Source organism: Pseudomonas sp. Ors-4-3C, from assembly GCF_055755035.1.
The window spans coordinates 4,784,818-4,805,668 of sequence record NZ_CM146900.1 but is presented as its reverse complement, the minus strand read 5'-3'; the positions used below and the strand labels follow the sequence as shown (position 1 = coordinate 4,805,668).

Here is a 20,851-nt window from a genome sequence, read left to right as displayed (position 1 = left end):
CCTCTTCGCGAGCAAGCCCGCTCCCACATTGGATTGGTGAACGCCGCCGATCCCCTGTGGGAGCGGGGTTGCTCGCGAAAGGGCCGGAACTGTCGACATCAATGCCGGATCAGCTTGCTCCGCACCTGCTCCATGGCCACCTGATCCAGATCTGTCCAGAAAACCTGCTTGCCGGCAATCTCGGCAGCAACCGGCGCCCCATCGCGATACACCAACCGATTGCTCGCCAGCGCCGGCACTTTCGCCCCCGGCAACAGCGTCCCGGCCAGGTTCAACGGATCCACCCCGCACACCGCGATCAAGCTGCCGTCATGCGCCCGCCGCCGAACTTCGCGCAGCAACGGAATCGCCTCCGGCAAGGCAAACTGTTCCCCCGCCAGACCACTGACAAACCGCCCGCCGCGAATCTCGCCACGGGCCTCCAGCCGATGAAACGTGCGCAGCAATTCGCGCCAGCTCGGCAGCCAATCCGCCTCGCGCTCCAGCAAACGCCAGAACACCACGCCGTAGCGGCGCAGCAAGGTCATGGCGACATGTTCGAGGGTTTCCGGCGAAGCGCTCTGGCTGTTCTCCATGAGCGGCCCGCGTCGCAATAACGCCCAGCGCCCGGCATCGTCCATGCCGCCGATAAACGCTCCGCGTCCGCGTCGACTGCTGCGTTGCTGGCGCTTGCTCGCCGGGGTGATCAGCGCACGCAGACCGGCGAAGCTGTCGGCGTTTACCAGGCCGGCACCGACCAGTTCCTGCAAGGCGATTTCCAGCTCGGTGCGCAATAGGTGCGCTTCATGGATCAGTTCATCGAAAAACAGCGCGCCGTGCTGACTCAGCGCCTCGTAGACCTTCTGCGTTTTCGCTGACAGTTCGCTGACCGGCGTTTGCTCGGCCAATCCACTCCACAGTCCGACCTGACTGCGCGGCAGCAGCACAATCGGCGTACTGCGCAACGCCGTGCCGCTGACTTTCTGTCGGGCGCTGAGCCGCGTCCACACCAGTTTGCCGTTGCGGCACAGCTCATCCAGCCAGCTCGGCGAGTAGTCCTTCAGGCGTGCCGGGAGAATGTCGCTGTCCCACGCGGAGGCCGCCGCCGGGTAACCTTCGAACTGACCGACAATCGCCGGCAACACCACGCTGCCCTGAGCGCGCGTAGCGGGGGACAGATGCTGCCAGTCGAACAGAAAACGCATGAAATCCTGCAGGGCCACCGGCTCGATTTCCCGGCGCAGACGCTTGACCGTGTAGCGATGAATGCGCGCCAGCAGATGCCGTTCGCACCATTCTTCAACGGCCACATTCGGAGTGAAATGACCGCGCAGCACATAGCCTTCCCGCTCCAGTTGCGCGAGCGCCTGCGCGACTTGTGTGGCGGGCAGCGCCAGCGGTTCGGCAATGGCGGCTAACGGCAGCGGGCCAAACGCGCCGAGCCGCACGCGGACCACTTCGACCAGCGCTTCCTCGAACGTCCACGGCTCGTTGAAACCGGGCAAGGCCTCTTGCTGCGGTTGCAGCGTGGCCTGTGGATAAAGCGCCAACAGGCAGGTCAGGCGTTCTCGCGCCAGCCACAACGAGCCAGGCTGTGGATGTGTAGTGACGGTGAGGCCGTCTTCGCGAGCAGGCTCGCTCCCACAGTTGACTGTGTTCCAACTGGCGGAACGCGGTTGAATGTGGGAGCGAGCCTGCTCGCGAAGCTTTTCTTTTGCCGTTACTGGCGGAACGGCCAAGCGGCAGGCGCGACCGCTCGCAGTCAGCGCGTCAAGCCATTCGCGCCAGTGTTCGCCAGCCTGAACTTCAAGGTCGCTGACGCAGGCCAGGCTCATCAGCGCCTCATGCATTTCATCGATGTTGGCCGGCGTCGGCCACGCTTCTTCACGCACCGCGTTAATGGCGTCTGCGTCCAGCGCACCGAGATCATCGGTGGATTGCGGGTCGCTCCAGCGCCGGTTGAGCACCGCTTGGGTGCGGCGTTCTTCCAGCGGCGCATCGTCGAGAAAGCTGTACGGCCGCGCGCTGAGAATTTCTGCGGCCAGCGGTGAAGGCGCCGGCAGGTCGCGGCTGATCAACCGCACCTCGCCGCGCTCCATGCGCCGCAGCAGATTGAGCCAGCCGTCGCTGTCCATCGCCTCGTGCAGGCAATCGTCGAGGGTCTGTTCCACCAGCGGATGTTCGGGAATTTCCCGTTCGCCGGCGAGGTTTTCCAGACAGGCGATCTGATCGGGAAACACGCTGGCAATCAGGTCTTCGCTTTTCATCCGCTGCAACTGCGGCGCGACTTTGCGCCCGCCGGTGAAACGCGGCAACGCCAGCGCTACCCCGGCATTCCATCGCCAGCGCACACCGAACAACGGCGCGTCGAGAATCGCCTGAATCAGGATGTGCTCGGCGCTGTTGCTGTGCAGGTAACGCCAGACGTCATCCAGCTCGAAACTGTGGCTGGTGGACAGCGACAGGACAATCGCGTCTTCGCTGGCGGCGGCCTGCAACTCGAAGTTGAAGGTGCGGCAGAAACGCTTGCGCAAGGCCAGGCCCCAGGCACGGTTGATGCGGCTGCCGAACGGTGAATGGATGATCAGTTGGGTGCCACCGGATTCATCGAAAAATCGCTCCATCAGCAGCGTGTCCTGCGAGGGCAGGGCGCCGAGGGTCAAGCGAGCGCGGGCGAGATAGTCCACCAGTTGTTCGGCGCTGGCGAGGTTCAGGCCGAGGGTTGCGGTCAGCCAGTCGAGCGCCGGTTGCAGATCGCCGGGGCGGACGCCAAGCAGCTCGTCGAGGATCGCTTGCAGGCGCGCCACTGCCGCAGACAATTCATCACTGCGCCCCGGTGCTTCGCCGAGCCAGAACGGAATGGTCGGCGGCTGGCCTTGGGCATCCTCGACCCGCACCTTGCCGGTTTCCACCCGCAGGATTCGGTAGGAGGTATTGCCGAGCTGGAACACGTCACCCGCGATGCTTTCCACGGCAAAGTCTTCGTTGACGCTGCCGATGTTCAGACCCTGCGGTTCCAGCAGCACGCTGTAGTCGGCGTTGTCGGGGATGGTGCCGCCGCTGGTCACGGCGGTCAGTTGCGCGCCACGGCGGCCACGCAGAGTGCGGCTGACGGCGTCGCGATGCAGATAGGCGCTGCGAATGCCCTGACGACCGTTGTAGCCTTCGGCGAGCATCGTCAGCAGCGCCTGATAGTGTTTTTCGTCGAGATCGCGGTACGGCGAGGCTTTGCGGAACAGCGCCAGCAGCGCTTCTTCCGCCCATTCCCGGCAACTGACTTCGGCGATGATCTGCTGCGCCAGCACATCCAGCGGCGCTTCGGGGATGTGCAGGGTGTCGAGTTCGCCACGGCGCACGCAGTCGAGCAGGGCGGTGCATTCGATCAGGTCGTCGCGGGTGGTGGCGAACAAGCGGCCCTTGGGTGTGCCGCCGACCTGGTGCCCGGAGCGACCGACTCTTTGTAGGAACCCGGCAATCGAACGCGGCGAGGCGATCTGGCAGACCAGATCGACTTCGCCGATATCAATGCCCAACTCCAGCGACGCAGTGGCGATCAACACTTGCAGCTCACCGCGCTTGAGCCGCTGTTCGGCGTCGAGACGGAACTCCTTGGCCAGGCTGCCGTGGTGCGCCGCCACCGCCTGTTTGCCCAGACGTTCACTGAGGTGTCGGCTGAGGCGTTCGGCCAGACGCCGGGTGTTGACGAAAATCAGTGTGGTGCGGTGCTCGCGGGCCAACTCGGCGAGGCGGTCGTAGACCAATTCCCAGACATCGTTGGCCATCACTGCCGACAACGGCACCGGCGGCACTTCGATGCCCAGATCCCGTGGCCGGGCGTGGCCGATGTCGATGATTTCGCAGGGGCGATCAGTGCCGACCAGAAACCGCGCCACGGCATTGATGGGTTTTTGCGTGGCCGAAAGACCGATGCGGGTCAGTGGTTCTGCGCACAGCGCCTGCAGGCGTTCGAGGCTCAGCGCCAGATGACTGCCACGTTTGCCGGCAGCGATGGCGTGAATCTCGTCGATGATCACCGTGCGTGTGCTGCCGAGCATTTTGCGTCCGGACTCGGAGCCGAGCAGCACGTACAGCGATTCCGGGGTGGTCACCAGAATGTGCGGCGCGCGCTTGCGCATGGCGGCGCGGTCTTTTTGCGGGGTATCGCCGGTGCGCACGGCGGTGGTGATTTGCAGTTCGGGCAGGCCCATCTGGCGTAATTGTTCGGTGATTCCCGCCAGCGGGTTTTGCAGGTTGATGCGGATGTCGTTGGACAACGCCTTGAGCGGCGAAACGTAGACGACGAGGGTTGCGTCGGGCAGGCCTTCGGGGTTTTCCAGGCCACGGTGGACGAGGTCGTCGAGTACCGCGAGGAATGCGGTGAGGGTTTTACCGGAGCCGGTGGGCGCGGCGATCAGCGTCGAGTGGCGCTGGCGGATCAACGGCCATGCGCGGGCCTGGGCGGCGGTGACCGTCGGGAAGGTGCTGCTGAACCAGGCGCTGACGGCGGGGTGGAAGCCTGCCAGGGCCGCGTCCTTGGGAATGGGCAGATTCATGGCTCAAGTTATGCGGGTGGGGGCGGCAAGATGCAAGTACCGCTGGGATCTTCAGCGTTTGGCCGGGCCTCTTCGCGAGCAAGCCCGCTCCCACAGGGGAACGCGATCAACTGTAGGAGTGAGCCTGCTCGCGATGGGGCCAGTTGATTCAGCACAATTCCCGGCGATCTACACTTTACGGGTGACGGTTGCGCACTAAACCCGCAAAATGCAACGATTCCGGCAATTATCGATGACGGTGTCACCAGCACCGTCGCTAAAGCCATCGTTCCAATCAGACTGGGCCTGCTGACTCTATGCGAATGCGCCTTATGTTACTGGGCGGCGGAAATGCCCTTGGGCAGGCGCTGATTCGCCTCGGTGCGGAAGAAGACATCGGTTTCCTCGCCCCCCGCCCGCCAGAAGACGGCTGGGATGCCGCGAGCCTGACGCAACTGCTCGACGATACCCGTCCGGATGCGTTGATCAACCTCGCCTACTATTTCGACTGGTTCCAGGCCGAGACCGTCAGCGAAAGCCGTCTGGCCGGGCAGGAACGCGCCATCGAGCGGCTGGCCGAACTGTGCCAGCACCACAACATCATCCTCGTGCAGCCTTCCAGCTATCGGGTGTTCGACGGTTCACGGGCGACCGCCTACAGCGAGAAAGACGAGCCGGTGCCGCTGGGCCTGCGCGGTCAGGCGCTGTGGCGCATCGAGCAAAGTGTTCGCGCCACTTGCCCGCAACACGTGCTGCTGCGCTTCGGCTGGCTGCTCGATGACAGTCCTGAAGGCACCCTCGGACGCTTCCTCGCCCGCGCCGAACAACCGGACGAATTGCTCATGGCCGATGACCGCCGTGGCAATCCGACACCGGTCGATGACGCGGCACGGGTAATCATTTCGGTGCTCAAGCAACTCGATTGCGCCGCGCCGCTGTGGGGTACTTACCATTACGCCGGCCACGAGGCGACCACGCCGCTGGCGCTGGGTCAGGCGATTCTGAGCGAAGCGCGCAACCTGCATCCGCTGGCGATCGAAGCGCCGACCGCGCAGGCCCATGCCGCGCGGCCGGACGCTGCCGAGGAACCGCAACACGCGGTACTCGCCTGCAAGAAAATTCTGCACACTTTCGGGATCAAGCCCCGCGCCTGGCGCGCCGGGCTCCCGGCTTTACTGGATAGGTTTTATCGTCATGGCTGAAGGCCCTGTTTTAATCACCGGCGGCGCCGGTTTCATCGGCTCGCACCTGACGGATGCATTGCTCGCCAGCGGCCATTCGGTGCGGATTCTCGATGATCTGTCGACCGGCAAACGCGCCAACCTGCCGCTGGACAATCCGCAGGTCGAACTGATCGTCGGTGACGTTGCCGACGCCGCGCTGGTTGCGCGGGCCATGCAAGGCTGCAGCGCCGTCGCGCACCTGGCGGCGGTGGCCTCGGTGCAGGCTTCGGTGGACGATCCGGTGAAGACCCACCAGAGCAATTTCATTGGCACCCTGAATGTCTGCGAAGCCATGCGCCAGGCCGGAGTGAAGCGTGTGCTCTACGCGTCCAGCGCAGCGGTGTACGGTAACAACGGTGAAGGCGAGTCGATTGACGAAGACACGCCAAAAGCCCCGCTGACGCCGTATGCCTCGGACAAACTGGCCGGCGAGCACTACTTCGATTTTTATCGTCGCCAGCATGACCTGGAACCGGTGATCTTCCGCTTCTTCAACATCTTCGGCCCGCGCCAGGATCCGTCCTCGCCGTACTCCGGGGTCATCAGCATCTTCAGCGAGCGGGCACAGAAAGGCCTGCCGATCACGGTGTTCGGCGATGGCGAGCAGACCCGTGATTTCCTCTATGTCGAGGATCTGGTCGACGTGCTGGTGCAGGCGATCGACAAGCCTGAAGTGGAAGTGGGGGCGATGAACGTCGGCTGGAATCAGGCAATGAACCTCAAGCAGATGCTGCAAGCGCTGCAGGAAGTGGTCGGCGAGTTGCCCCCGGTCAGCTACGGCCCGGCGCGCTCCGGCGACATTCGCCATTCGCGGGCGAACAACGCGCGTTTGCTGCAACGCTTCCAGCTGCCAGAGCCGACGCCGATGCGTGTGGGGCTGGCGCGGTTGCTCGGCAAGTAGGTTTATCGCAGACATGAAAAAGGCGCCTTTTTACAGGCGCCTTTTTCACGGCCGGAATTTGTCGCTAATCCTGTGGCGAGGGGATTTATCCCCGATCGATCACGAAGTGATCGTCGTCAGTTCTAAGCCTGCTCACCCAAAGCCTCATTCACCACCACGCGAATGTTCGACTGTTGCTTAGAACTTGTAGCCCAGACCCACCATGTACACAAACGGATCGACATCCACATTCACCTTGGCACGGGTGCCCGGCGCCACGGCGTTGTTCTCGACAGTCGCGCGGGTGTCGATGTCCATGTAACGCACCTGGGCGTTGAGCATGATGTTGTCGGTCAGCATGTAGTCGGCGCCGACCTGCCAGGCCAGGCCCCAGGAGTTTTTCGCCTTGAAGTTGCTGAAGCCGTTGGACTGGGCTTCGCTGCCGACGTGCTCGTCATAGATCCAGGTGTAGTTGATGCCGCCGCCGATGTACGGCTGGAACGGCGACTTGGAATCCAGCGGGTAGTACACGACGCTGAGGGTCGGCGGCAGGTGTTTCAGCGTACCGAGTTTGCCGTTGGCGGCTGGCAACGCGGTGCCTTTGATTTTCACGTCATGCTCGAATGGCGAGGCGGCCAGCAACTCGATACCGATGTTGTTGGTCAGCATGTAGGCGAAGTTCAGACCCAGTTGGGTGTCGCTGCTCATGGTCGCCTTGCCGCCCAGGTTGGTGCCGCTCAACGGACCCTGATCGACCTTGACGCTGGAGCTGTCGGCTTTCGGGTTGACGGTGATCGCACCGGCGCGAACGATGATGTCGCCGGCTTCGTGGGCGTGGGCGAGCGGGGCTGCGAGCGCGACTGCAAACAGCGCGGCGCTGAGCAAGGACTTGTTCATGGGAGCTCCAAAAGGACGTTAAAAATGTCTGATGTCCTATGGTATGAAGCCAACTGATACGGTCTTTTGACTCAGCTCAATGAAACAGTGATGGCGGGTTTATTTGTGGAACCTTGGCCGACCCCTTCGCGAGCAAGCTCGCTCCCACATTAGAGCTCGGTCAACTGTGGGAGCGAGCCTGCTCGCGAAGACAATGGGCCGAACAGTGCAGAATTACCGGAATTACTCCGGCAGCTCATACACATAAATCTTGTCCGCCGCCATCTGATACCCGGCATCGGCCAGTTCGCTGGTGGACGCCTTGACCTGCAACGGTCCTTCGACCCAGTACGGCTGATACAGCTCGTCGAGCTTCACGCCCAACTCGCTTTTCACATGCACGATCTGGTTCGACGGCGGTGGCGGCACATGGATGCAGGCGCCGAAGTACGGCACCAGCAGGAAGTCGGTGGTGCGCCCCTCTTCGTTGACTTCCAGCGGCACGATGTAACCCGGCAGGCGTATGTTCTGCCCGTCGAGACTCTGCACCACCGGCGCGTTGGGCATGTCCTGTTTCGCCGCCGGCGCCGACTCGGCGGACAGCGCATCACTCATCTTCGACATGTCGTGCAACGGCGTCATGTTCGGCACTTCCGGCGCGGCGTCCGGCGGGATCATCTCCGACCAGGTCAGGTCTTTCGGCGCCGCTGCCCACACGGGCAGGGCAACCAGCAACAGCAGCGCAAGCACGGCGCGGGGCATGGTGAACATCCTCATAAACGGATCGACAGGCCATCGGCCAGGGATTGGCGATACGCGCGCCAGGCCGGCACGCTGCCCATCAGCAGCGCGGCTGCCAGAATGCCACCGAGCAGCGTCCATTCATACTCGCTCGGCCACGCCAGTGGCAGATACAAACCGTAATTGGCCTGTACATAACCCTGCGCGGCGGCGATGCCGATGTACAGCAATGCCAGTCCGGCGATTACGCCGGTCAGCGCCAGGGCAAAGGCTTCCAGCACCAGCAGGCTTGCGATATGCCAAGGCCGGGCACCGACCGAACGCAAAATCGCCATCTCGCGGCGACGCTCGTTGAGGCTGGTGAGAATCGCCGTGAGCATGCCGATCAACCCGGTCAGCACCACGAACAGCGAGACCACGAACAAGGCTTTTTCCGCAGTACTCATCAGGCTCCACAACTCCTGCAAGGCCACGCCCGGCAGGATCGCCAGCATCGGCTCGCCACGGTATTCGTTGATCTCGCGTTGCAGGGCGAAGGTGGAAATCTTGCTGTTGAGGCCGAGCATGAACGCGGTGATCGCCTGTGGCGTCAGGTCCATGTTGCGTGCCTGATCCGCCGTGATCCGGCCGGTGCCGCGCGCCGGCACGCCGTTGTGCCAGTCGATGTGAATCGCTTCCATGCCGCCGAGGCTGATGTGCAGCGTGCGATCCACCGGGGTACCCGTGCGCTTGAGAATGCCGACCACGGTGAACGGCTTGTCGTCATGCTTGACCAGACTGATCGCCGCCACGCCGTGGGCCAGCACCAGTTGGTCGCCGAGCTTGTAATGCAGCGCTTCGGCCACTTCGGCGCCGAGCACCACTTCGAACGGATCGGTGGCGAAGGCGCGGCCGTCGGCCAGTTCCAGGTGCTGCTGACGGCCGTACTGGTAATGCTCGAAATAGGCTCCGGTGGTGCCCATCACGCGGTAGCCGCGATGCGAGTCGCCGAGGGACATCGGGATCGCCCACTTCACTTTCGGGTTGCTGGCGAAATGTTCGAAGCTGTCCCAACGGATGTTGTTGGTCGCGTTGCCGATGCGGAACACCGAGTACAGCAGCAGGTTCACCGAGCCGGAGCGGGCGCCGACGATCAGGTCGGTGCCGCTGATGGTGCTGGCGAAACTGGCCTTGGCCTCGGTGCGCACGCGCTCGACGGCGAGCAACAGGCAGACCGACAGGGCAATCGCGAACGCGGTGAGCAGGGCGGTAAAGCGGCGGTTGGCCAGGCTGGCCATGGCCAGACGAAACAGATACATCTCAGACCTCGGCAGACGTGGCGGCGCGATTGAGCTCGGCCAGGGACAGGTGACGGTCGAACAGCGGCGCCAGGCTTTGGTCGTGGCTGACGAACAGCAGACTCGATCCGGCCTCGCGGCATTCGGCGAACAGCAGACGAATGAAGTTTTCCCGAGCGTCGTAATCCAGCGCCGAGGTCGGTTCGTCGGCGATCACCAGTTCCGGTTGGCCAATCAACGCGCGTGCGGCGGCAACCCGTTGCTGTTGACCGATCGACAGCGAATCGGCGCGACGACCGAGGATGCTTTCATCCTTCAGGCCCAGGTGGGCGAGCAGGGTGGCGGCGGCCTGATCGACGCTGCCGTGACGCTGTTTCGCCCGTTCGGCACGCAGTCTGGAGAAGTGGCAGGGCAACTCGACGTTCTCGCGTACCGAGAGAAACGGCAGCAGGTTGAACTGCTGGAAGATGTAGCCGGTGTGATCGACGCGAAAGCGGTCGCGGGCGCCGGCACCGAGTTCGGTCAGTTCCTGGCCGAGCAGGCGAATGCTGCCGCGCCCGGGTTTCTGCACGCCACCGAGCAGGCCGAGCAGGGTGGTCTTGCCACTGCCGCTGGGGCCTTTGAGGAACAGGGTTTCGCCCGGCTCCAGGCGAAACGCCGGGATGTCCAGCAGCGGCGGGTGACCGGGCCAGTTGAAGCCCAGGTCGGACAGTTCGATGAGTGCTTGGGTCATGGCACCAATTTCATGAAGTGAACACGTAACCCCTTGTGGGAGCGGGCTTGCTCGCGAATGCGGTGGATCAGCCAAATCCATGTTGACTGACCCACCGCATTCGCGAGCAAGCCGCTCCCACAGGGGATTGTCGGTGTGATCAGAATTTCAGGGCAGCAGCCTTGGCCGTCACTTCCGTACCTTGCTGGCCGTTCGGGCCGATCAGTTGTACCTGAATTTTCTGGGTGGCCGGGAAGGTATTGAAGAGGTTTGCCAGATCCAGAGTCTTCAAAGCCCCCGGTGCAGCGCAACTGAATTGATAGTGCGCGTGGATTTCGCTGTGTTCATGGTGATGCGCTTCACCGCTCTTGGCGGCGGCATCGTGATCATCATCGTCATGCTCGGCGGCATCCGGTTTGTCGCCGAACAGCGGGCTTTCCAGTTCCTGGCTGGCGACTTTGCAACCAGCGGCGGCCGGCAGGCTGAACAGCGCCAGCGGGTTTTCCAGTTTGGTGCGGGCGGCGGCGACTTTGGCCTTGTCGGCGTCGCTGGTGGCGGCGTGTTCGAAGCCCACCAGGTTCATCGCCGGGCTTTCCAGTTCCAGTTCCAGGGTCTGGCCGTCGAGTGCGGCGTTCAGTCGGCCGACGCCATGTTCGTGGGCGCCGAGGCTGCCGTGCTCATGGTCATGATCGTGTTCATCGGCGGCATGGGCGATGGCCAGCGGCAACAGGGCAAACGGCAAAGCGAGCAGCAGACGACGCATGGCGGTCTCCGGAAAGTAAAGTGAAGAGTTTGTTATGTAATCTTATAACGAAAGTCCGCAGAGTTTGCCCGTGCGCTTGGCGTTGCACAAGTCCCGTGGGAGCATGCAGGTCAGAAATGTGCAGGAGCGATGCAGATGTTGCGGATACGCGGAACCGTCGGCGCGATGCCGGTGGATTTGACGGTGGAACTGGATGACAGCGATTGGGCAAAGCTTGGCGCAGCCCTTGGCACGCAGTCGCAGGGCAATCAGCCTGAAGCGGCATTGAGCGCGCCGGCAGCGAAACCGCTGAACCAGGACGATGCGTTGTGGCAGGTCGCGCAGGATCTGTTGCGCAAGGCCAGGCAACTCAGCGGGCCGGATCTTCTGGAGCAGCTTGAGGGCCTGACCGGCAGCGCGGCCGCAGGCAAACGCCTGCTGGTGCGCTTGCGCCACAGTTCACAGGTGAAAGTGGCGAGCGGCGGCGATACGCCGCTCTACAGCTGGGTCGAGTGAGCCGCAAAAGATCGCAGCCTGCGGCAGCTCCTACAGGTCAGCGTTCATCCGCAAATACGGGTGAACACGATCGAATGTAGGAGCTGCCGACGGCTGCGATCTTTTGATCTTAATAAAGCGCAGCGAATACTTTACGGCGGTAAGCGGTCACCAGCGGGTGATCGTTGCCCAGCAGTTCGAACACCTGCAGCAACGTCTTGTGCGGCAGACCCTCGCCATAACTGCGGTTACGGATGAACAGCTTGAGCAAGGCCTCCAGCGCCGCTTCGTATTGCTGACGCGCCAGTTGCTGGATCGCCAGTTGATACACCGCTTCGTCGTCCTGCGGATCTTTGGCCAGACGCGCCTTGAGGTCGGCAGCGTCCGGCAGATCACGGGCAAGTCCCAGGAATTTGATCTGCGCCTTGGCCCCGGCCAGTGCAGCCTTGTGCTCATCGCTCTTGACCGCATCGAGCACGGTTTGCGCTTCGCCCAGTTCGCCGCGTTCGGTCAGGCAGCGGGCGTAGAGGATCAGCGCCTTGGCGTTGCTGTTGTCTTCGGTGAGCATCACCACCAGCGCGGCTTCTGCTTCAGCGAAACGCCCTTCATCGAACAGCGCCTGCGCCTGCTCGAACGGATCGGCGGCGGCCGGCGGCGGCATCTGCACATGCGGCTCAAGCAAGGCGCGTACGGCGGATTCCGGTTGCGCACCGGCAAAACCGTCGACTGGCTGACCGTCCTTGAACAGCACCACGGTCGGCAGGCTGCGGATACCGAAGCGGGCCACGATGTCCTGCTCGATGTCGCAGTTGACCTTGGCCAGCAGCAGTTCGCCCTGATAGCTCTCGGCAATGCCTTGCAGCATCGGCATCAACGCCTTGCACGGCGCACACCACTCGGCCCAGAAATCCACCAGCACCGGTTTGTTGAAGGAAGCTTCGATCACCGACTGGTCGAAATCGGCAGTCGTGGCGTCGAAGATGTACGGCGTTTGCTGACTCATGGGGGATCTCGTAAAAGCGTGGATGGGGCAACTATACGGCTTGGCGGGGGGGGCCGGAAGCGGGGGCAGGTTTAGAGATGTGTTGCCTGATAGGACGCCTTCGCGAGCAAGCTCGCTCCCACAGGGGGAACGCAATCCAAATGTGGGAGCGGGCTTGCTCCGGGCGGCGATCCGACGAAGCTTTTTAGCTCCGCCGCGCGTGGTACAGGCTCACATGCCGAAATTCTTCCGGCTCCGCCAGATCCGGCAAGGTCATCGCCTCAAGCATTTCGATGCGCTCATATAACGGATGACGAAAATCCCGAACCCGCGAATCCGCCACCAGCGCCTCGCGGCCACGGCTGAGAAACGCGTCGAGCAGCGGCAGGTTCTCACGGTCGTAGAGCACATCCGCCACCAGGATCAGATCGAAGCGATCAGCCTCGGCAAAGAAGTCCGTCGAATAACTCATCTGCACATCATTGAGTTCGGCGTTGGCCCGGCACGCAGCAATCGCCTGCGGATCAAGATCGCAAGCCACCACCTCCAACGCCCCGGCCTTCACCGCCGCAATCGCGGCGATCCCGGAGCCGGCGCCGAAATCCAGCACCCGCTTGCCGCGCACCCACTCGGGAAACTCCGCCAGATAGCGAGCCACCGCCAGGCCGCTGGCCCAGCAGAAACTCCAATATGGCGGTTCGTGGAGGATGCGCCGGGTTTCGTCGGGACTGAATTCGCGATCCATGTTGTCGCCGTCGATCAGCCACAGCTGCAAATCGGTACCCGGCAATGCACAGGCCTTGAGCCGGGCATCACCGAGCAATTCACCTAACGCCAGTTGCAGGTCGAGCGGTGGCGTCATGGTGCTTTGACAAATTGCAGTTGGCCCAGCGCCTGAGTGGTCGGCTGGGTAATGGGTTGCGACGGCAGATGCAGGATCAACTGGCCGGACTGCGTGGCGCGGCCGCGCAGCTCAACCCGCGCGCCGGCGGGGAATGCTTCGGGGTTGAAACGCAGACGGAACGGCAACGCCTGGTTATTGCCTATCAGCGTGGAACTGGCGAGCAACTGTTGCGGGCGGGACTTATCGTCGATCACCAGCAACGCCAGTTCGACTTCGGCCCCGGCTGGCACGCCTTGCAGGGTGCCGCTCAGTTCCCGTTGATAAGCCGGCAGCGGACCGAGGTCAGCGGCTTCCCGGGCTTTTTTCTGCGCCTGTTGTGGCGCCGGGCCCGGCGTGGGCGGCTGCGGCTTGGGTTTATCGCTGCCACAGGCCACCAGCAGGGCGAAAAGACTGAGCAAAACGAGCGGTCGTAGCGGCATGGGCTGCTCCAGCAAAATGAAATCCATGGATCAAATGATCATGGCAGTCTGTATACCGCAAACCCTATGGCTTGTCTTGCCACCGGGATGCGCTACCATGGCCCTCCCTTTTTTTGTTGCCAGCCACCATGCACTGTCCCTTCTGCGGTGCCAACGACACCAAGGTCATCGACTCGCGTCTGGTCGCCGAGGGCGAACAGGTGCGCCGCCGGCGTGAATGCCTGGCCTGCGGCGAGCGTTTCACGACATTCGAGACGGCCGAACTGGTGTTGCCGCGCCTGATCAAAACCGACGGCAGCCGCCAGCCGTTCGACGAAGAAAAGCTCCGTGCCGGCATGCAACGCGCCCTGGAGAAACGTCCGGTGAGCGTCGAGCGCCTCGAATCCTCTCTGGTTCACATCAAGCACAAGCTGCGCGCCACCGGCGAGCGCGAGGTCAAATCCCTCGTGGTCGGCGAACTGGTGATGGCCGAGCTGCAAAAGCTCGATGAAGTGGCCTACATCCGTTTCGCCTCGGTGTACCGGCGCTTCCAGGATCTCAATGAGTTCCGCGAAGAGATCGACCGTCTCGCCCGCGAACCGGTGAAAGAATGACCAGCGCCGCCGAGCAGGCGATCCTCGACGCCCACTTCATGACGCGCGCGCTGCAACTGGCGCGCAAGGGCCACTACACCACCCACCCCAATCCACGGGTTGGCTGCGTGATCGTGCGTGACGGGCAGATTGTCGGCGAAGGCTTTCACGAGCGCGCCGGCGAACCCCACGCCGAGGTCCACGCCCTGCGCGCTGCCGGTGAATTGGCCCGGGGCGCCACGGCTTACGTGACCCTTGAGCCGTGCAGCCACCATGGCCGCACACCGCCGTGCGCCGATGCGTTGGTGACTGCCGGGGTGGCTCGGGTGGTCGCCGCGATGCGCGATCCGAATCCACAGGTCGCCGGGCGTGGCTTGCAGCGTCTGAGCGATGCCGGGATCGCCACCGAAAGCGGCGTGCTCGAAGCCGAGGCGCGCCAGCTCAATCAAGGTTTCCTGAAACGCATGGAACACGGCTTGCCGTTCGTGCGGGTCAAGCTGGCGATGAGCCTCGACGGCCGCACGGCGATGGAAAGTGGAGAGAGCCAGTGGATCACCGGCCCGGCTGCGCGTTCCGCCGTGCAGCGTTTGCGCGCGCAGGCCGCCGTGGTGCTGACCGGCGCCGACACCGTACTGGCTGACGGCGCACGCCTGACCGTACGCGCCGACGAACTGGGTCTGGATGCCGAACAAACTGCACGGGCCATGAGCCGTCCGCCGCTGCGGGTGCTGGTCGACGGGCGCCTGCGGGTGCCGCTGGACGCGCCGTTCTTCAAGGCCGGCCCGGCGCTGGTCGCGACGTGCATGGCAGTCGAAGAACAATACGCCAATGGCCCGGAATGCCTGATCGTGCCGGGTGACGACGGTCAGGTCGATCTGCATCAACTGCTGATCGAACTGGCCAACCGTGGCGTCAACGAAGTGCTGGTCGAGGCCGGTCCGCGTCTGGCTGGCGCATTCGCCCAGCTCGGTCTGGTCGATGAGTTCGTGATCTTCATTGCCGGCAAGTTTCTCGGTTCCACGGCGCGGCCGTTGCTGGACTGGCCGCTGGCCTATATGAAGGACGCTCCCGAGCTGAAAATCACTGAAATCCGCGCGGTTGGCGATGACTGGCGAGTCACTGCGACGCCAGTCGTTTCGGCGAGCGTATAATTCCCGGCCATCGCGTTAGCGCTGGCTTCGTTCTCAAGGAGAACCCCATGTTTACCGGCATCATCGAATCCATCGGCAGTATCCGCGCACTGACCCCAAAGGGCGGTGATGTGCGGGTGCATGTCGAAACCGGCAAGCTCGACCTGAGCGACGTCAAACTCGGCGACAGCATCGCCGTCAACGGCGTGTGCCTGACAGCGGTTGAGCTGCCGGGCAACGGCTTTGCCGCCGACGTCAGCCGCGAAACCCTCGACTGCACCGCCATGAATGACCTGAAAAGCGGCAGCCCGGTCAATCTGGAAAAAGCCCTGACCCCGACCACCCGTCTCGGCGGCCATCTGGTCAGCGGTCACGTCGACGGTGTCGGCGAAGTGGTGTCACGCAGCGACAATGCCCGTGCGGTGGAATTTCGCATCCGCGCGCCGAAAGAACTGGCCAAGTACATCGCCCATAAAGGCTCGATCACCGTCGATGGCACCAGCCTGACCGTGAACGCGGTCGATGGCGCCGAATTCATGCTGACGATCATTCCGCACACCCTGAGCGAAACCATCATGGCTTCCTACAAGCCGGGCCGCCGGGTGAACCTGGAAGTCGATTTGCTGGCGCGTTATCTGGAGCGGTTGCTGTTGGGTGACAAGGCCGCAGAGCCTGCATCCGGTGGCACGATCACTGAAAGCTTTCTGGCCGCCAACGGCTACCTCAAATCCTGACTGAAGGGGGTGCCTTGTGGCGCTCAATAGCATCGAAGAACTGGTTGAAGACATCCGCCAAGGCAAGATGGTCATCCTCATGGATGACGAAGACCGCGAGAACGAAGGCGACCTGATCATGGCCGCCGAATGCTGCAAGGCCGAGCACATCAACTTCATGGCCAAGCACGCCCGTGGCCTGATCTGCATGCCGATGAGCCGCGAGCGCTGCGAACTGTTGAAGCTGCCACTGATGGCGCCACGCAACGGTTCCGGTTTCGGCACCAAGTTCACCGTATCGATCGAAGCCGCCGAAGGCGTCACCACCGGTATTTCCGCCGCCGACCGTGCGCGCACCGTGCAAGCGGCTGCGGCGAAAGACGCCAAGGCGGAAGACATCGTCAGCCCGGGGCACATCTTCCCGCTGATGGCTCAGGCCGGTGGCACCCTGGCCCGTGCCGGTCACACTGAAGCCGCCTGCGACCTGGCGCGCATGGCCGGTTTCGAACCAAGCGGCGTGATCTGCGAAGTGATGAACGACGACGGCACCATGTCCCGTCGCGCCGAACTGGAAGCGTTTGCCGCCGAACACAACATCAAGATCGGCACCATCGCCGACCTGATTCACTACCGGATGATCCACGAACGTACCGTTCAGCGGATTGCCGAACAGCCGCTGGACAGCGAACTGGGCCAATTCAACCTGGTGACCTATCGTGATTCGGTGGAAGGCGATGTGCACATGGCCCTGACTCTGGGCACGGTTTGCGCCGAAGAGCCGACCCTGGTTCGCGTGCATAACATGGATCCGCTGCGCGACCTGCTGATGGTCAAGCAACCGGGCCGCTGGAGCCTGCGCGCCGCGATGGCTGCGGTCGCCGAGGCCGGCAGCGGTGTGGTGCTGTTGCTCGGTCACCCGCTCGACGGCGACGTGCTGCTGGCGCATATCCGCGAAACCGGTGAGCAGGCAGCGGTGAAAAAACCGACCACTTACAGCATCGTCGGTGCCGGTTCGCAGATCCTGCGTGACCTCGGCGTGCGCAAAATGCGCTTGATGTCTGCGCCAATGAAATTTAATGCGATATCCGGTTTCGATCTGGAAGTTGTAGAATACGTGCCCTCCGAATAATGACCCGGTGAATTCGGCATTGTTGACGTAGAACGATTGTGGCGAGGGAGCTTGCTCCCGCTTGGGTGCGCAGCGCCCACAAAAGGGGGGCGCTACGCTGCCCAGCGGGAGCAAGCTCCCTCGCCACAGGTTCGTCATCGAACAGCAATGCGGTGTTTCCGGTCATGAATTTGTGGCTAATATCACTGAGGGATGCGTACGAAACGCGTCCCGGCTCTTTAAGAGATCTGACGAATGACCCTGAAGACCATCGAAGGTACCTTCATCGCCCCTAAAGGCCGCTACGCTCTGGTAGTGGGCCGTTTCAACAGCTTCGTGGTTGAAAGCCTGGTCAGCGGTGCAGTTGATGCCCTGGTTCGCCACGGCGTGAGCGAAAGCGACATCACCATCATCCGCGCACCTGGCGCCTTCGAAATCCCGCTGGTTGCGCAGAAAGTCGCTCAGAAAGGCGAGTTCGCAGCCATCATCGCCCTCGGCGCGGTCATTCGTGGCGGCACTCCGCACTTCGAATACGTGGCTGGCGAATGCACCAAGGGCCTGGCCCAGGTGTCCATGGAGTTCGGCGTACCGGTCGCGTTCGGCGTCCTGACCGTTGATTCCATCGAGCAAGCCATCGAACGTTCCGGCACCAAGGCCGGCAACAAAGGTGCTGAAGCTGCCCTGTCCGCTCTGGAAATGGTCAGCCTGCTGGCGCAGTTGGAGGCCAAGTGATTAGCGACGATAGCGATCGTTTCAACCCGCGCGATCCGAAACCTGCGGATGCCGGCAAGCCATCGAAAAGCGTCAAGCGTCGCGAAGCCCGTCAGCTCGCGACTCAGGCCCTGTATCAATGGCACATGGCCAAGGCTTCGCTGAACGAAATCGAAGCGCAGTTCCGCGTTGATAACGATTTTACCGATGTCGATGGCGCGTATTTCCGCGAAATCCTCCACGGGGTTCCGGCGAGCCGCACCGAAATCGACACCGCGCTCAAGCCGTGCCTGGACATCGAAATCGAAGAGCTGGACCCGGTTGAACTGGCGGTTCTGCGCCTGTCCACCTGGGAACTGCTCAAGCGCGTCGACGTGCCGTACCGCGTGGTGATCAACGAAGGTATCGAGCTGGCGAAAGTCTTCGGTTCGACCGATGGCCACAAGTTCGTCAACGGTGTACTCGACAAGCTGGCTCCGCGCCTGCGTGAAGCTGAAGTCAAGGCGTTCAAGCGCTGATCAGCGCTTGATATCGCAATGGGCGAGTTTGAGCTGATCCGCAATTTCTTCGCCGCCGCGCCTTGTGCGCAGGGCGGCGAGGGCGTTGCCCTGGGGATCGGCGACGACTGCGCCTTGCTGGCGGTTCCCCCCGGGGAGCAGTTGGCGATTTCCACCGATACGCTGGTGGCCGGCGTGCACTTCGCCGATCCCTGCGATCCATTTCTGCTCGGTCAGCGCTCGCTGGCCGTTGCGGTCAGCGACCTGGCCGCCATGGGCGCCACGCCCGTTGCCTTTACCCTTGCCCTGACTGTGCCGACGGTGACCGCCGATTGGCTGCAAGCCTATGCTCGCGGTTTGAACCGCATGGCGCAGAGCTGCGGCGTCGCGCTGGTTGGCGGCGACACCACCCGTGGGCCGTTAAGCCTGACCGTCACCGTGTTCGGTCGCGTTCCGGCCGGGCAGGCCTTGACCCGCAGCGGCGCACAACCGGGCGACCTGCTTTGTGTTGGCGGCGAACTGGGCAATGCCGCCGGTGCCTTGCCGCTGGTGCTTGGCCAGCGTGAAGCCGACACTGATATTGCCGAGCCGCTGCTCAGTCATTACTGGGCGCCGCAACCGCAACTCGGGCTTGGTCAGGCCTTGCGCGGCAAGGCCACCTCGGCCCTGGATATCTCCGATGGCCTGCTTGCCGATTGCGGCCATATCGCTCTGGCTTCGCAGGTGCGGCTTGAGGTTGAACGCGAGCGCGTACCGTTGTCCGATGCTTTAGTGGCGTTTCTCGGCCAGCGTGGCGCCGAACGGGCGGCGTTGAGCGGCGGCGATGACTATGTGCTGGCCTTCACGCTACCGTCCGTCGAGTTGCCGGCACTGCTGGCCGATGGTTGGCCGATCCATGTGATCGGGCGTGTGGCGCAGGGCCAGGGTGTGGTGCTGCTGGATCGCGAAGGACACGACATCACCCCGCAAATCCGGGGTTATCAACATTTTCAGGAGACACCGTGACAGATCACCCGAAACAGGTTCCGGCCGAATTCGTTCCGCCGTCGGTCTGGCGCAATCCCTGGCATTTCCTCGCGTTCGGCTTCGGCTCCGGCACCTTGCCGAAAGCGCCGGGCACGTGGGGTTCGTTAGTTGCGCTACCCTTTATTCCGTTGTGGCAGATGTTGCCCGACTGGGGTTACTGGCTGATGCTCGGGATCACCATGCTGTTCGGCTTCTGGCTGTGCGGCAAGGTCGCCGACGATCTGCGGGTACACGACCACGAAGGCATCGTCTGGGACGAAATGGTCGGGATGTGGATCACCCTGTGGCTGGTGCCGGAAGGCTGGTACTGGTTGCTCGCGGGGTTCCTGATGTTCCGCTTCTTCGACATTCTCAAGCCATGGCCGATCCGCTGGATCGATCGGCATGTCCATGGCGGCGTCGGCATCATGCTCGACGACGTGCTGGCCGGCGTGTTCGCCTGGCTGGCGATGCAGGGACTGGTGTGGATTTTCGCCTGATCCGGATTGTCAGGGTTAAGTGGGGAGACTAAGGATGGTTAGTCGCTGGCTGGCGCTGGTGTTTTTTACCTTGCTGGGCACTGTCGCCAGTGCGCAGGAAGCTGCGCCGACGCCCACGGTCATCCATCTGGCCAGCGAAGACTGGGAAGACTATACCGCCGCTGACGGTCACGGCCTGGGCTGGGACGTGCTGCGCAAGGTCTTCGAACCGGCCGGGGTGCAACTCGACATCCGCACCGAGCCTTACACGCGCTCCGTGGGCCTGGCCCAGCGCGGCGAAGTCGATGCTTGCGTCGGCTCGTATAAAAACGAGGCCAGCGACCTGCTATACCCGCGCTGGAATTTCGATACCGACCACATCTACGCCCTGGGCCTGGCGAGCAATCCTTCACCGACCCCGGACACTCTCGGCAGCTATCGCCTGGCCTGGGTGCGCGGCTATGACTATCAGGATTATTTGCCCAATGTGCATAACTTTAACGAAGTCATGCGACGTACCGGGATCCTGTCGATGCTCACCCACAACCGCGCTGACTATTGCATCGATGCGCAGACCGAAATCGATTACGTGGTTGGCCGGGCCAAGGATCCAACGCAGTTTCGCAAGACCCACATCGCCGAATTGCCGCTGTACCTGTGCTTCGCCGATACGCCGCAAGCGCGCACGCTGATGGCGCTGTTCGACAGGCGCATGGAGCAGTTGCTGAAGAGCGGCGAGCTGAAGCCGATTTTCGAGCAGTGGAAGCAGCCGTATCCGTTTGATACGCCCTGATTGCGAATCTTGTGCCCAACACTGTCCCCTCTGTGGGAGCGAGCTTGCTCGCGAATGCGGTAGTTCAGCCAGCCTATTGCC

General features: G+C 62.9%; 21 protein-coding genes. 12 read left to right on the top strand and 9 right to left on the bottom strand.

Annotated elements, in window-relative coordinates:
• Positions 1 to 98: 98 nt before the first annotated feature.
• Positions 99 to 4,532 carry a DEAD/DEAH box helicase gene (locus tag ACVHNU_RS21700; RefSeq protein WP_473018288.1) on the bottom strand — a complete coding sequence of 1,478 codons (4,434 nt, stop codon included), beginning with the start codon at positions 4,530 to 4,532 and terminating at the stop codon, positions 99 to 101.
• A gap of 296 nt (positions 4,533 to 4,828) precedes the next feature.
• On the opposite strand from ACVHNU_RS21700, the gene ACVHNU_RS21695 reads away from it, so the two are divergent.
• Both ACVHNU_RS21695 and ACVHNU_RS21690 read left to right on the top strand, forming a co-directional pair.
• Complete coding sequence (locus ACVHNU_RS21695) at positions 4,829 to 5,713, top strand: sugar nucleotide-binding protein (protein ID WP_103483869.1); 885 nt, start codon at positions 4,829 to 4,831, stop codon at positions 5,711 to 5,713.
• A complete protein-coding gene (locus ACVHNU_RS21690) occupies positions 5,706 to 6,635 on the top strand; it encodes an NAD-dependent epimerase/dehydratase family protein (RefSeq protein ID WP_473018287.1) in 930 nt (309 codons plus the stop codon). The genes ACVHNU_RS21695 and ACVHNU_RS21690 overlap by 8 nt, the downstream gene beginning before the upstream one ends.
• 177 nt (positions 6,636 to 6,812) lie before the next feature.
• Here the strand turns inward: ACVHNU_RS21690 and ACVHNU_RS21685 are convergent, their stop codons facing one another.
• The 5 genes from ACVHNU_RS21685 to ACVHNU_RS21665 all read right to left on the bottom strand — a co-directional run bounded on the left by ACVHNU_RS21685 (position 6,813) and on the right by ACVHNU_RS21665 (position 10,983).
• Complete coding sequence (locus tag ACVHNU_RS21685; protein WP_003228675.1) at positions 6,813 to 7,511, bottom strand: OmpW/AlkL family protein; 699 nt, start codon at positions 7,509 to 7,511, stop codon at positions 6,813 to 6,815.
• A 222-nt stretch (positions 7,512 to 7,733) separates the two neighbouring features.
• Positions 7,734 to 8,252 (bottom strand): DUF3299 domain-containing protein, encoded by a 519-nt coding sequence (locus ACVHNU_RS21680; protein ID WP_003228673.1) that lies wholly within the window; start codon positions 8,250 to 8,252, stop codon positions 7,734 to 7,736.
• 11 nt (positions 8,253 to 8,263) lie between these two features.
• On the bottom strand, positions 8,264 to 9,529 hold the full coding sequence (locus ACVHNU_RS21675; RefSeq protein ID WP_473018286.1) for an ABC transporter permease: 1,266 nt from the start codon (positions 9,527 to 9,529) through the stop codon (positions 8,264 to 8,266).
• 1 nt (position 9,530) lies between these two features.
• On the bottom strand, positions 9,531 to 10,241 hold the full coding sequence (locus ACVHNU_RS21670) for an ABC transporter ATP-binding protein (protein ID WP_003228669.1): 711 nt from the start codon (positions 10,239 to 10,241) through the stop codon (positions 9,531 to 9,533).
• A 139-nt stretch (positions 10,242 to 10,380) separates the two neighbouring features.
• On the bottom strand, positions 10,381 to 10,983 hold the full coding sequence (locus ACVHNU_RS21665) for a DUF2796 domain-containing protein (protein ID WP_473018285.1): 603 nt from the start codon (positions 10,981 to 10,983) through the stop codon (positions 10,381 to 10,383).
• A 135-nt stretch (positions 10,984 to 11,118) separates the two neighbouring features.
• On the opposite strand from ACVHNU_RS21665, the gene ACVHNU_RS21660 reads away from it, so the two are divergent.
• Positions 11,119 to 11,478, top strand: coding sequence for a hypothetical protein (locus ACVHNU_RS21660; RefSeq protein ID WP_473018284.1), 360 nt, complete (start codon positions 11,119 to 11,121; stop codon positions 11,476 to 11,478).
• A gap of 109 nt (positions 11,479 to 11,587) precedes the next feature.
• Here the strand turns inward: ACVHNU_RS21660 and trxA are convergent, their stop codons facing one another.
• The 3 genes from trxA to ACVHNU_RS21645 all read right to left on the bottom strand — a co-directional run bounded on the left by trxA (position 11,588) and on the right by ACVHNU_RS21645 (position 13,762).
• Complete coding sequence (gene trxA, locus ACVHNU_RS21655; protein WP_003228662.1) at positions 11,588 to 12,460, bottom strand: thioredoxin; 873 nt, start codon at positions 12,458 to 12,460, stop codon at positions 11,588 to 11,590.
• 184 nt (positions 12,461 to 12,644) lie between these two features.
• Positions 12,645 to 13,301, bottom strand: coding sequence for a class I SAM-dependent methyltransferase (locus tag ACVHNU_RS21650; RefSeq protein ID WP_473018283.1), 657 nt, complete (start codon positions 13,299 to 13,301; stop codon positions 12,645 to 12,647).
• Positions 13,298 to 13,762 carry a YbaY family lipoprotein gene (locus ACVHNU_RS21645; protein ID WP_003228658.1) on the bottom strand — a complete coding sequence of 155 codons (465 nt, stop codon included), beginning with the start codon at positions 13,760 to 13,762 and terminating at the stop codon, positions 13,298 to 13,300. Before ACVHNU_RS21645 ends, ACVHNU_RS21650 begins: the two co-directional genes overlap by 4 nt.
• 128 nt (positions 13,763 to 13,890) lie before the next feature.
• On the opposite strand from ACVHNU_RS21645, the gene nrdR reads away from it, so the two are divergent.
• From nrdR to ACVHNU_RS21600, 9 genes are all read left to right on the top strand, one after another.
• The gene (gene nrdR / locus ACVHNU_RS21640; protein WP_003228656.1) at positions 13,891 to 14,355 is read left to right on the top strand and encodes a transcriptional regulator NrdR; all 465 of its coding nucleotides are present in this window, start codon (positions 13,891 to 13,893) and stop codon (positions 14,353 to 14,355) included.
• Positions 14,352 to 15,485, top strand: coding sequence for a bifunctional diaminohydroxyphosphoribosylaminopyrimidine deaminase/5-amino-6-(5-phosphoribosylamino)uracil reductase RibD (gene ribD, locus ACVHNU_RS21635; RefSeq protein WP_473018282.1), 1,134 nt, complete (start codon positions 14,352 to 14,354; stop codon positions 15,483 to 15,485). Before nrdR ends, ribD begins: the two co-directional genes overlap by 4 nt.
• A 47-nt stretch (positions 15,486 to 15,532) precedes the next feature.
• Complete coding sequence (locus ACVHNU_RS21630; protein WP_003228652.1) at positions 15,533 to 16,198, top strand: riboflavin synthase; 666 nt, start codon at positions 15,533 to 15,535, stop codon at positions 16,196 to 16,198.
• Positions 16,199 to 16,214: 16 nt separating this feature from the next.
• Entirely contained in the window at positions 16,215 to 17,306 is a 1,092-nt protein-coding gene (gene ribBA, locus ACVHNU_RS21625) for a bifunctional 3,4-dihydroxy-2-butanone-4-phosphate synthase/GTP cyclohydrolase II (protein WP_003228650.1), read from the top strand.
• 234 nt (positions 17,307 to 17,540) lie between these two features.
• Positions 17,541 to 18,017 (top strand): 6,7-dimethyl-8-ribityllumazine synthase, encoded by a 477-nt coding sequence (gene ribH / locus ACVHNU_RS21620; RefSeq protein ID WP_003228649.1) that lies wholly within the window; start codon positions 17,541 to 17,543, stop codon positions 18,015 to 18,017.
• A complete protein-coding gene (nusB, locus tag ACVHNU_RS21615) occupies positions 18,014 to 18,514 on the top strand; it encodes a transcription antitermination factor NusB (protein ID WP_003228643.1) in 501 nt (166 codons plus the stop codon). Before ribH ends, nusB begins: the two co-directional genes overlap by 4 nt.
• A gap of 18 nt (positions 18,515 to 18,532) precedes the next feature.
• Positions 18,533 to 19,498 carry a thiamine-phosphate kinase gene (thiL, locus tag ACVHNU_RS21610; RefSeq protein WP_202370624.1) on the top strand — a complete coding sequence of 322 codons (966 nt, stop codon included), beginning with the start codon at positions 18,533 to 18,535 and terminating at the stop codon, positions 19,496 to 19,498.
• Positions 19,495 to 19,998: a phosphatidylglycerophosphatase A family protein gene (locus ACVHNU_RS21605; protein WP_003228639.1), complete on the top strand. Its 504-nt coding sequence runs from the start codon at positions 19,495 to 19,497 to the stop codon at positions 19,996 to 19,998. Before thiL ends, ACVHNU_RS21605 begins: the two co-directional genes overlap by 4 nt.
• A 34-nt stretch (positions 19,999 to 20,032) precedes the next feature.
• Positions 20,033 to 20,770, top strand: coding sequence for a substrate-binding periplasmic protein (locus ACVHNU_RS21600; RefSeq protein ID WP_473018281.1), 738 nt, complete (start codon positions 20,033 to 20,035; stop codon positions 20,768 to 20,770).
• Positions 20,771 to 20,851 lie beyond the last annotated feature (81 nt).

Coding starts and splice junctions, on each gene's coding strand:
- ACVHNU_RS21700 (WP_473018288.1), bottom strand. CDS start 4,532: ATGAATCTGCCCATTCCCAAGGACGCGGCCCTGGCAGGCTTCCACCCC.
- ACVHNU_RS21695 (WP_103483869.1), top strand. CDS start 4,829: ATGCGAATGCGCCTTATGTTACTGGGCGGCGGAAATGCCCTTGGGCAG.
- ACVHNU_RS21690 (WP_473018287.1), top strand. CDS start 5,706: ATGGCTGAAGGCCCTGTTTTAATCACCGGCGGCGCCGGTTTCATCGGC.
- ACVHNU_RS21685 (WP_003228675.1), bottom strand. CDS start 7,511: ATGAACAAGTCCTTGCTCAGCGCCGCGCTGTTTGCAGTCGCGCTCGCA.
- ACVHNU_RS21680 (WP_003228673.1), bottom strand. CDS start 8,252: ATGCCCCGCGCCGTGCTTGCGCTGCTGTTGCTGGTTGCCCTGCCCGTG.
- ACVHNU_RS21675 (WP_473018286.1), bottom strand. CDS start 9,529: ATGTATCTGTTTCGTCTGGCCATGGCCAGCCTGGCCAACCGCCGCTTT.
- ACVHNU_RS21670 (WP_003228669.1), bottom strand. CDS start 10,241: ATGACCCAAGCACTCATCGAACTGTCCGACCTGGGCTTCAACTGGCCC.
- ACVHNU_RS21665 (WP_473018285.1), bottom strand. CDS start 10,983: ATGCGTCGTCTGCTGCTCGCTTTGCCGTTTGCCCTGTTGCCGCTGGCC.
- ACVHNU_RS21660 (WP_473018284.1), top strand. CDS start 11,119: ATGTTGCGGATACGCGGAACCGTCGGCGCGATGCCGGTGGATTTGACG.
- trxA (WP_003228662.1), bottom strand. CDS start 12,460: ATGAGTCAGCAAACGCCGTACATCTTCGACGCCACGACTGCCGATTTC.
- ACVHNU_RS21650 (WP_473018283.1), bottom strand. CDS start 13,301: ATGACGCCACCGCTCGACCTGCAACTGGCGTTAGGTGAATTGCTCGGT.
- ACVHNU_RS21645 (WP_003228658.1), bottom strand. CDS start 13,762: ATGCCGCTACGACCGCTCGTTTTGCTCAGTCTTTTCGCCCTGCTGGTG.
- nrdR (WP_003228656.1), top strand. CDS start 13,891: ATGCACTGTCCCTTCTGCGGTGCCAACGACACCAAGGTCATCGACTCG.
- ribD (WP_473018282.1), top strand. CDS start 14,352: ATGACCAGCGCCGCCGAGCAGGCGATCCTCGACGCCCACTTCATGACG.
- ACVHNU_RS21630 (WP_003228652.1), top strand. CDS start 15,533: ATGTTTACCGGCATCATCGAATCCATCGGCAGTATCCGCGCACTGACC.
- ribH (WP_003228649.1), top strand. CDS start 17,541: ATGACCCTGAAGACCATCGAAGGTACCTTCATCGCCCCTAAAGGCCGC.
- thiL (WP_202370624.1), top strand. CDS start 18,533: ATGGGCGAGTTTGAGCTGATCCGCAATTTCTTCGCCGCCGCGCCTTGT.
- ACVHNU_RS21600 (WP_473018281.1), top strand. CDS start 20,033: ATGGTTAGTCGCTGGCTGGCGCTGGTGTTTTTTACCTTGCTGGGCACT.